Annotated in this window: 3 protein-coding genes; all 3 read left to right on the top strand. The window is 68.4% G+C overall.

Annotation, left to right across the window (positions count from 1 at the left end; translation table 11 throughout):
- Nucleotides 1-557 precede the first annotated feature (557 nt).
- Genes ACIQOV_RS36920 through ACIQOV_RS36910 form a run of 3 tightly spaced genes read left to right on the top strand, consistent with a single transcriptional unit; the run spans nt 558 to nt 2524 of the window.
- Nucleotides 558-926: a hypothetical protein gene (locus tag ACIQOV_RS36920; RefSeq protein ID WP_401055169.1), complete on the top strand. Its 369-nt coding sequence runs from the start codon at nt 558-560 to the stop codon at nt 924-926.
- A 26-nt stretch (nt 927-952) separates the two neighbouring features.
- Nucleotides 953-1171, top strand: a complete 219-nt coding sequence (locus tag ACIQOV_RS36915) for a hypothetical protein (RefSeq protein ID WP_401055168.1) — start codon at nt 953-955, stop codon at nt 1169-1171.
- 9 nt (nt 1172-1180) lie between these two features.
- Nucleotides 1181-2524: a phage portal protein gene (locus ACIQOV_RS36910; protein WP_401055167.1), complete on the top strand. Its 1344-nt coding sequence runs from the start codon at nt 1181-1183 to the stop codon at nt 2522-2524.
- The last annotated feature ends 28 nt before the right edge of the window (nt 2525-2552 follow it).

The raw sequence follows: 2552 nt of genomic DNA, 5'->3' as shown, positions 1-2552 counted from the left end.
CATGACACAAACAGGGGAGGGCAAATTGGCCGACGGGCAGGAGGCCGTGCGCAGGTTGCGTCGTGGGGCCGGTTGTCGCCGGTAGCGGTCCGATCCGAAGTCGTGGGCGAGGCTGCCCGGCCTGCTTCTTGACTGAAATCCGCTGACTTGGGTCATGTGACTGAAGCATCGGTTCGTGCGGGTGCGTCACAGTCGAGTCCTCGGAACGTACGTGCGGACCGGATAGGAGGGGGACATTCATGGTCTTGCAGGGCCGGGGGGCAACCCCGCATGTGAATCAGATCGTGAACCGGCGTGCCGCAGGCGCAGTTCGTCCATTCGGGGGATGGGCGCCGCACGTTGAGGCGGGACCGATCGAAGATGGCGTGCTCACCTGCTAGGGCTGATGCCACCGCCCCTGCGGGCTAGCCACGAAGGCCACGCGAAGGTTGAACCCCGTACCTGACCAGCGAGATGAGGGCCACCGGGTATCCCGAGGCCCGTGCAGAACCGGACGAACAACTGCTGCTGCCACTGGCGCCCACCCACAGGGCGCCTGTTGGCGAGGGGAGTGCAGCTTGACCACCGACAGCCCTACGAACGACGACACCAACGCCGATGTCCACGAATGGGTGATTGCTGCGTACGTTCCCGTGGACACGCAGGGCGCCGCCTACGCGCGCCGCCGCGGTGTCTACCGCGTCCCGGCCACGACCAAGATCCGTTCCGCGGACGTGATGTGCATCCGCTGTCGCAGGCCCTACGACGAGGTCTGTGAAGTGCCGTGCGCCGGCTCCGACCCGATGCTGCACGGAGGGCCCATCGGCACCCGTAAGCGCCGTCCCGCGCCCGAGTACCGCCACCAAGCCGCCGCGGCCGAGAACTTCCGCAAGCCGGACCCAAGGGATGCGGGCAACCGGATGCGGGAACGGCCGCCGGGACGCTAGGCACCGAAGTGCCTAGCCTGCCTGCCGTGACCATACCCAGCAGGCACCAGCCCCATCTGACCGACGATGTCGCGCACCTGACTGCAGGCCGGGTGCGCGACGTCGTCGCCGTCGTCCTGCTCGTACTCGGCGCCATCGGCCTCAACACGGCCGCCTACGCCACTGACCCGCGCCTCGGCCTCGCCTGCACCAGCCTGCTCGCGGTCTCGGTCGCCGCCGTCCTCGGCCACCACAACGAGCAGTAGGAGGAATTGATGTCCCGCCGCTGGTTCCCCAGCCTGCGCCGCCCCGCGCCGGCCATCAAGTCCGCACCGGAGTACGCGATCGGCTGGACGCCCTCGGGCGTGGACCGGGCCCGTCCGTGGTCCGTCGAACGTGCGGTGCGCGACGGCATGGAGCGGGCGGTGTGGATCTACAAGGCGGTCGACACGATCTCCAACCATGTCGCGGACCGGCCGCTGCGGGTCCGCCCGCGCGGAGGCACCTCCGACGAGCCGATGCCGCCATACGACACCCACCCGCTCTACCGGGCGATGAACGTCCGGGCCAACCCCGCCGAGGGCGCCTGGACGTTCAAGAAGCGCGTCAGCATGCAGCTGCTGCTGTCCAAGCGCGGGGTGTTCCTCGAACCGACGTTCTCACGCGGCGGCGACCTGCTGCGCATCGACCTGCTCCCACCCGGCCGCACCCGCCCGGTACCGTCCACCGGCACCGACGTGATCTCCCACTTCGAGACCGTCACGATCACCGGCGAACTGCGCAACCTCGACGTCGAGAAGGTCCGATGGATCCGCAACCCCCACCCGCTCGACCCGTACAGCGGCATCACCCCGCTGGAGGCCGCCGGCCTGAGCGCCGACCTCGACTTCTACACCCGCCACTACAACCTCAGCTTCGTCAACAACGACGCCCGGCCCGGCGGCGTCATCGGCATCGACGGCGACATGGACGACGCCGAACTGCGCCTGCTGCGAGCCAGGTTCGGCACCGGACCGTCCGCAGCCGGGGCCTGGACGGTCCTCAACGGCGGCAACGTCACCGTCACCGACACCTCCGTCACACCCCGGGACATGGCGTACGAGACCGTCGCCGCGACCTCCAAGATTGAACTCCTCGCCGCGTTCGGCGTACCGGAATCCCAGCTCGGCAACGCCTCCGGCCGGACATTCGACAACGCCCGCGCCGAGAAGACCACGTTCTGGGAGATCACGATGCCGCCGCACCTGCGGCTGATCACCGACGCCTTCCAGGACGACGCCGAAGAGGACAACGAGGTCTACTTCGACACCTCCGACATCGACGTGCTTCGCGAACCCCGCACCAAGCGCCTGTCCGAAGCCCGCGAAGAAGTCGCCGCCGGCGTCCGCTCGATCCGCTCCTACGCCGAACTCGCCGGATACGCCGACGACATCGACGACACCCCCGAGACCCGGGCCCTGTGGCTGGCCTCCGGCCGTACCGCCCTTCCCGCCCGCGCCGCCGACGCCCCCGCCTTCGACACCACCACACCGCCCGCGGCGCCACCCACCGGCAAGACCCTTTTTGCAGCTCAGGCAGGCAAGTTGTCACGATTTGGAATGCATTTGATCACATGCTGACGGTGCGACACCTTTGCCGAATTATGAG

The organism is Kitasatospora sp. NPDC091257 (assembly GCF_044757675.1).
GTDB lineage: Bacteria > Actinomycetota > Actinomycetes > Streptomycetales > Streptomycetaceae > Kitasatospora > Kitasatospora lactacystinica.
The sequence above is the reverse complement of the archived record's forward strand: the minus strand, read 5'-3'. Positions and strand labels throughout refer to the sequence as shown.